The organism is Ferruginibacter sp., from assembly GCF_031391665.1.
Lineage (GTDB): Bacteria > Bacteroidota > Bacteroidia > Chitinophagales > Chitinophagaceae > Ferruginibacter.
Genome location: NZ_JANMUN010000008.1, coordinates 1 through 6863, shown reverse-complemented (window position 1 = coordinate 6863; position 6863 = coordinate 1). Strand labels below are relative to the sequence as shown.

General features: G+C 33.2%; 7 protein-coding genes. All 7 read right to left on the bottom strand.

Translation table 11 applies throughout. The features are described 5' to 3' along the window. Nucleotides 1-1352: lipopolysaccharide biosynthesis protein (locus ACY651_RS00590; RefSeq protein ID WP_462248629.1), on the bottom strand; the 1352-nt coding region annotated here is incomplete at its 3' end. A gap of 21 nt (nt 1353-1373) precedes the next feature. Then, a complete protein-coding gene (locus ACY651_RS00585) occupies nt 1374-2516 on the bottom strand; it encodes a glycosyltransferase (protein ID WP_462248627.1) in 1143 nt (380 codons plus the stop codon). After that, entirely contained in the window at nt 2495-3385 is an 891-nt protein-coding gene (locus ACY651_RS00580) for an NAD-dependent epimerase/dehydratase family protein (RefSeq protein ID WP_462248625.1), read from the bottom strand. Before ACY651_RS00580 ends, ACY651_RS00585 begins: the two co-directional genes overlap by 22 nt. 57 nt (nt 3386-3442) lie before the next feature. Then, nucleotides 3443-4357, bottom strand: coding sequence for a hypothetical protein (locus tag ACY651_RS00575; RefSeq protein ID WP_462248623.1), 915 nt, complete (start codon nt 4355-4357; stop codon nt 3443-3445). 42 nt (nt 4358-4399) lie between these two features. After that, a complete protein-coding gene (locus ACY651_RS00570) occupies nt 4400-5344 on the bottom strand; it encodes a class I SAM-dependent methyltransferase (RefSeq protein ID WP_462248621.1) in 945 nt (314 codons plus the stop codon). 77 nt (nt 5345-5421) lie between these two features. Beyond that, nucleotides 5422-6321: a hypothetical protein gene (locus ACY651_RS00565; protein WP_462248619.1), complete on the bottom strand. Its 900-nt coding sequence runs from the start codon at nt 6319-6321 to the stop codon at nt 5422-5424. Nucleotides 6322-6323: 2 nt separating this feature from the next. Next, the coding region (locus tag ACY651_RS00560) for a class I SAM-dependent methyltransferase (protein ID WP_462248617.1) at nt 6324-6863 on the bottom strand (540 nt) is incomplete at its 5' end.

The following is a 6863-nucleotide window of genomic DNA, read 5'->3' as shown; positions in this document are numbered from 1 at the left end:
ATATTTTTAGTAATAAAAAATATTGCAAAATAAATTGCAGCAGCTGTTACAACCGCTTTTAAAGAATTAATGGTGAAAGGCTGCATTTTAAATTTGTAATAAATAAATCCCATGCGGATAGCATTGTACACGGTAAGGCTGATAAAGCCTGCAATGCCTGCACCCACCATACCATATTTTTGCGTGAGCCAGTAATTTAGCGGTATAGTTAAAAACAATAGCACCACTCCGGTTATAAATTCAAATTTCCAAAAATTACTGGTGTATAACATCTGGCTGTTTACGCCGGTACCCATATCAATAATAAATTTTAAGCCCAGTACAAGTATTACATATTTACCTGCCGTAAAAGTGGGGTTAATATTAAAAGCTGTATAAGCATCATCTATATTTAGCCAGATATTTAAAAAGATAAACAACGAAATAATAAGCATGTTGATGGAGCTGCGGCTGTAAATACGGCTGATCTCTGTTAAGTTTTTTTCTTTCCACGCCTGTGCAATATAAGGGCTTGTAATGGCTACAATGCTGCGTTGCGGTACAGATATAATGCTGGCAATATAGTTGGAAAAGGTAAAAATCGCTGCTGGCTCCAAACCTTCCTGGCGTGTTAAATTGATGCTGTCGAAATTTAAACCAAGGTAATACACAATACCACCTGCGTAAACAAACAGCATCATTTTTAAAATTTCTTTATAATGGGTTTTTGTAACGGGGCTAATGGTAACTGTTAGCGAAAGTAAATTTCTCTTGTATAAAAATGTAGCTAAAAAAATAACTAAAAGAACATAAGAAAAAACATACGACTTTACAAACTGGTCGAAGTTTATTACTTTAAGCATGAAAAGCACAATTAAAAAAGTTACTATCAGCCTGTTAACAGTTTCTTTTAAAAAACTGGGCGCCACCCCTTTTTTGCTGATATAACTTTGCACTTCAAGTATATAAAAAACAGTGTAAAAAAGTGTGTAAGGCAATATCCAGTAATAATAATCAATAAACAATGCAGAGGTAGTTTGAAACTTACGAACTACCAATGGTTGAAAAAAATAAGCCAGTAAACAAAGTATAGTGAAGCCTGCTAAGGAAGCAAATAAAACAAATGAAAAAAGATCGTTTTGTTTTTTGGGGAGATCCTGGTAGTAGGGGAAAAAACGGCCCATCATTGCCGGGCCACCTAAAGTACAGATGGAAAAAAATACCAGGTTAACATTTAATATTACCTGTATCAATCCATATTCTTCCGGTTTGAAAAGTCCCTGTTTTGTAAATAAGTAGGTATTGAGTGCGCCAAAAATAAAACCAACATAAATTAATAAAGAAGAAAATATACTCTGGCGCCTGATACTCATTGGGCTTTAGTTGTAATTTTATTATTTGTCAAATAATTGAATAAATTGCTCTGCAAATTGCTTTTGTAATGCGGTATAATTTATTGAAGTTATTGTTTTTTCGTTTTGCAACATTAAAAGCATTTTTTTAGCTAAATCATGCTCGTCTTCGGGGTTAAAAAATAAGCAATTTTCTTGTACCTGTTCTTTATGAAGAGGAATGTTCGAAATTAAAATAAATTGATTCAATGCTTTAGCATCTTCAGCAACGGTACCCCAGCCTTCAAATAAAGAAGGCTGAATAATAGCAACAGCATTTGCCATTAATTGCAATTGTTCGTTGCGGTCAATAAAACCTAAAGATAAAACCTGGTCTTGCAAACTGTTTTCTTGAATGTACTTTTTTATACTACTAAAAAAACCTGGATTCCTGTAATCTGATTCTTTACCGGTAAAAACCAATTGAAACTTTGGGAAGTGTTCTTTAAGTAATAATAATGCCTTTAATACAACAAAATGATTCTTGTGTTTCCAAAACTGGTTGGCTACAATAAAATATGGTTTTGTAATATTGAATTTTTGCTGCAAAGTTTCTAACCTTATCTGTTTGTACCTGTTGTCAATAAAACTCGTAAAACTCAGTATACGCTTTTTGTTTTTATTACCCGGATAAAATTTATCAAAATCAGCCGCTGCGGTTTTGCTGCTAAAAACAATAGGGTAGTTGGCATTTGCCATTTCTTTGTTAATCGCTTTTCTTGTGTACACTTCCAGTTTAGAAAAAAAATGAGGCAGGTAATACTCCTGAAAGTCAGGTATCCAGTAGTAACCATTAGTAATATTTTTATTACTCATATTGCTTGCCAGAGGGTATACATTTTTGCCGGCAGCATCAGGCAATTTTAGCTTAAACATTTTTTTGCCAATTATAAAACGGGAAAATTTGTTCAGTAATTTTTTGTGTAGCTCCAGTTTAAAACTAATAGGAAGAAAAGCAATATAAGGGTAGCCGAAATCTTTTATAACGTCAACAGAAGAATTCATATCATGTAAAACCAGCAACACAGGTTTGGTGTCATCTGCCAGTAAATTTAAAGCCCTTATTATATTTTGGATATAATAGGTGCCGCCAATCCAATCATCATTATACTGGTAAACCAATGTTATATGTTTTCTTTCAGCCATTTGCCGGTACTTTTTAAACCAGTTTCTATTGAAGTGTTATTTTTAAATCCTAAGTTAGTTAATAAACTAATGTCGGCCTTCCAGTTTAAAGGGTCACCGGGTTTAGTTATTTTATTAAAGGTTACCGTTTTTTCTTTGTTTAAAGAAGTACAGAATATTTCCGCAGCATCTTTTATGGTAGTTTCAATACCTGATGAAACATTTATAGCTTCGCCATTAAACAATCCTTTATCAATAATGCAGTTAATTGCCTGCATAAGATCTTGTATGTAAATAAAATCCCTGGTTTCGAAACCTGTGCCAAAAAGTTCAATGTTTTTTGATTGCAATGTTTTTTGATAAATATCCCAGAATAATTGCTTTTTTAAATTTTCGCCATACACAGAAAATATCCGGAGCATAATTGAAGCCGTATTGTAAAGACTGAAATATTCTTTACAAATTTGCTCTGCATATAATTTATGCCAGCCGTATGGAGATAATGGTCTTAATGTCATATTTTCTGTAACTGGTAAACTTACCGGGTTACCATATACAGCCGCTGAGGATAAATGGATGTATTTGCATTGAGGATTATGTATGCGAATGGCATCCAGAATTTTAATGGTATTACTCACATTCAATTCAAAATCGAGCAGGGGATTATTTATAGAAACGGGTACACTGCCATTACCACTTGCATTTAAACACAAGTCAAATTTTTCGGTTTCAAAAATTTGATTAAAATCAGTATTCACCCTGTTTAGTAAAAAAAAATTTGTATCGCCGGAAGTTAAAACATCTGCTCCCCAAACCTGGTGATCTTTAGAAAAAAAATGATAAGCATGTGATCCTATAAAACCTCTTGCACCTATTATTAATATTTTCATTTTTGTTTAACTGGTATTATTGTTGCAAATAAATAATTTGTTTAAAAATCAATACCATTATATAATTTCTATGATATTAGTTCTGGTATTAAAAACCTGCATGCCTTTTAATAATTTCAGCCGGTCATCACCTCTTAAAAAAGTAAGTTCTTTTGCCGGAGAACGGCTTTCAGCAAACTGTGCATCAGCAAACCCCTCCTCCGCCGATTTTATTTTTAAATTTTTCAATTTATCGTTTCTTACAAAATAGGCATTGTTTCCGTTACTGTTGCAGCCAATAAAACTGTACCCTTTTTCTGCAGCTAAATCACATACCGAAAGTAAAGATGTACCATAATATAAGTTTGAATAATGGGCATTGGTTCTGTAAAAAGAGGCGTCATAAGGGATTGTCAACGGGTTAGCGGCTCCAAAAACACTATTATACTCAATGATAACAACTACGGGGTTAATAACATTAATTTCTTTCCAAATCCAGTAATCATTACCATCAATATCAACATGAAGTAAGCCTGTTTCGCCGGTAAAATTATTTAGTGCTAATAAACTGTTGATGTTTTCTTTGGTAACAAAAATATCAAGTGCGGTTAAATTATAGCGCCAATACATATCTTCCTGCCTTACTTTATCCATATTTCTTTTACTGCCATCTATTATTAAGCCCCGCCAGTTATTATTTATTAATAGAAAACGGGTATTGCATTCTGTGTAATCTTCCACCCCAAATTCAATAAAAGTTTTACTTGAAATATCCAGGTAATTGCATAAGAAATTTATTATTCCATCATCTCCCCATTGCGAAAAAATTTTAAATTCAGCTTTCTGTATATCACCAAGTATTTGTTCAGCTTTAGCATTGTTTAATTCGCTTAGTATTTTGCCACTGTTTAATTTAAGCTGATCAATATCCTTGGTTTGTTTTTTAACCTTTACTCTCAAAGGGTTTAAAAGATTTAATATTTTAGTTAGCATGATAGATTTAGAATTGAGTTGTTGTGTACAACAAATTAGCAATTATTTTTTTATCCATTCAAAACAAACAAAAAGATGCTGATGGGGATTAAGAAAATGGGTGAACTTACCTTTAAAAGAAAGCTTATCAAACCAGCAGGCCAATGGAATCAGAATTCCCGAAAACATAAATCTCGGCTTATCTATTCCATTCATCGTTAAGTTTTGTGCAATATCTAAATCTGTTTTATTAACAATATATTTGTTTTGTAAAGTACAATGTGGCGAAAAGTAATTTTCCAGTTCATTAGGAACAAAGGGAATTTCTTTAGGGGAAATGTACCAGCCGTTTTGTTCTGCATCACTATTTATTTTATTCATAGCATCAGTTAACGCTGCATTTTTTTTGCCTGTTATACTGGCCAGTTTAAAAGAAAGTGTTCTTATTGTTTTAACAGATATATTAAGCAGCTTGTCCGTCAAAGAAGTTTTTCCATCCTGCCTGCTAAAAAAGAGTGGTTCGTAAACAAAAACTTTTGTACCCGTTTTTAACTGAGCAAATTGTTCAAAAAATTTGCTCAATTCGTTTGCTGACAAATGATGTAATAGGGCATGAATAACAACACCGTCTACTTCTTTTTTAAATGATGAAGCATCAGCCAGTTCATAAGTACAGTATTTTTCCTTATTAAATTGTTTGGCCATATTGTTAGCAATAGCAAGTTGCCCTTCCGAAAAATCGGTACCAATAACATGAAAATTTTCATCAGCTACCAACCTGCAAACCCAGCCGGAACCGCATCCGATTTCTAAAACTTTAACAGGCGACGAAGTGGCATTTTTAAGAATAAAAGTTTTCAGTTTTTTTAAATAAGGCAGCCGGATGATATGTTGCATATCAATACCCTGGGCCCAAATCTTTTCAATTATTCCAGCATTCGTATTCCACCATATTCTTTCGGCTTCGTCTGTGTTAAAATCTGATTCTATTATCCTTTTTGTTCGCATTTTTTTTGTTTACTTTAATTATTAAGTCTGGGTATTATCAAACTCCGGTTTAAATACCGGCATTCTTTTTAATATAATTAACTATCTTTAAAAATTGATTTGCCGATTATTTTTTTTAACCTGTAAGTTATCCCTCTTTTATAAACTTTATTAAATACGTATTTGTCTAATGTGGAATTTTGCCCAATTATTTCCGGCGATATTATATTGTCCAGCTCATATACTTTTTCACTGTACCATTTAGGTACTTTACTTAAATGACTGCCGCTATTTTCATTATAACCTAAATTAATTACCATGCTTAAATAGGGTAATACGCTCAGGCCCTTATTTATAAGCATTGTGTAAACCCATTGAGCATCCCAGGTATCTAAAGATTTATTTTTTGTATTGATAAAAACTTCATCATTATAATATTGTCGAAATTCAGGTAAACTTACCAACTCCTCAAACCTTTTCATTTCAAAATCATATTTGCTCCATGCCCTGCGCCAGCTTGCCCAGCCCCAAATATGCGGATAGATAGAAAAATAATAGGTTTCATTATTAACTTTCATTTTGGGCTCAATAAAATTGCTCCCGCCAATATGCATGATGCGGTTATCATCTTTATATTGATAAAGGAGGGTTTGGCAAAAAATAAAAAAAGATGCATTGGGTAAACAATCATCTTCTAAAATAATACCCATTTCTTCATTGGCAAAAAACCAATTGATAGCGGTGCTGACACCAACACCGCAACCTAAATTATTTTGTTGATAAAGTTTTTTTATGGAAACCGAAGGGTTATTTATTTGCCATTGATCTATTAATTCATGTACCACTTTACACTTTACTTCATCACTTTCATTATTTTTTCTTGCACCATCAGTGGCTACATATAAAACCGTTGGCTGATACAATGCAATAGCGTTAAGCACCTGTTGTGTGGTGGCAGGCCGGTTAAACGCAATTAATAAAACGGGGACTTTTAACATTTTTACTTTATGGCTTCTGCATATAAAGAATCTCTTTGCCTTGCCGCTAAATCAATGGCAGCATCAAACTCCCTGATTGCTGCATTACGCAATCCCATTTTTGTCAGCACATTAATCATGTTGGTTTCATCAAACATATATTTATGCTCTGTACCCATGTAGGCAATATAATTTACCCAATCTATCAGCGATCCAGTTTCATTAAATCCGGGAACATAAACTGGTTGGTTTTTTGAAGCAAAACTTTCGTCTTTATTGGAGTAAGCATCAATAAACAATCTTGCATTGGGTACACAGATTGAAAATACTCCATTAGGTTTAAGTACACGTTTGCATTCCGTTAATAAAATTTCAATTTCGTTGTAATGCAGGTGCTCAAATAAATGAGAGGAGTAAATTTTTTCAATACTGTTATCAGGAAAAGGGATGCCATTTCTTAAATCCCAAACCAAATCACATTTATGGCTGTTATCCAGGGTCGTCCAGCCATCGGTTCCTTTTTTTTCTCCTGCACCAATTTCAAGAAAAATCTTTTCCTGTTG

Excerpts from the sequence above, each read along its gene's own strand:
- ACY651_RS00585 (WP_462248627.1), bottom strand. The coding sequence starts at position 2,516 with ATGGCTGAAAGAAAACATATAACATTGGTTTACCAGTATAATGATGAT.
- ACY651_RS00580 (WP_462248625.1), bottom strand. The coding sequence starts at position 3,385 with ATGAAAATATTAATAATAGGTGCAAGAGGTTTTATAGGATCACATGCT.
- ACY651_RS00570 (WP_462248621.1), bottom strand. The coding sequence starts at position 5,344 with ATGCGAACAAAAAGGATAATAGAATCAGATTTTAACACAGACGAAGCC.
- ACY651_RS00575 (WP_462248623.1), bottom strand. The coding sequence starts at position 4,357 with ATGCTAACTAAAATATTAAATCTTTTAAACCCTTTGAGAGTAAAGGTT.
- ACY651_RS00565 (WP_462248619.1), bottom strand. The coding sequence starts at position 6,321 with ATGTTAAAAGTCCCCGTTTTATTAATTGCGTTTAACCGGCCTGCCACC.